This window comes from Colwellia marinimaniae (assembly GCF_002207865.1).
In the GTDB taxonomy this organism is placed as follows: domain Bacteria; phylum Pseudomonadota; class Gammaproteobacteria; order Enterobacterales; family Alteromonadaceae; genus Colwellia; species Colwellia marinimaniae.
In genome coordinates, this window is the sequence record NZ_BDQM01000555.1 from 1 (window position 1) to 231 (window position 231).

1 protein-coding gene is annotated in these 231 nt (G+C 44.6%); it reads left to right on the top strand.

Going from position 1 to position 231, the window contains the following annotated elements; genetic code table 11:
* Window positions 1-231, top strand: a 231-nt coding sequence (locus MTCD1_RS20470) for a ketopantoate reductase family protein (RefSeq protein WP_305764601.1), incomplete at both ends; no start/stop codon positions are given.

Here is a 231-nt window from a genome sequence, read left to right on the forward strand (position 1 = left end):
GTCCTGCGTTATACCCGCATGTGGTTAAGCTGGTGCAAGAGTTAGCGCTTGTTTGTGAAAAAGCCTGCTTACCTTGGTCTTATGCAGAGCTGCAAGCACACGTGGATAATGTGATAACCCGCACTGCTGAAAACTATTCTTCGATGCATCAAGATCAGCACTTTAACCGTAAGTCCGAAATTGATTATATTACCGGCTATGTATTGAAAGTGGCGAATGCCTACAGTATCC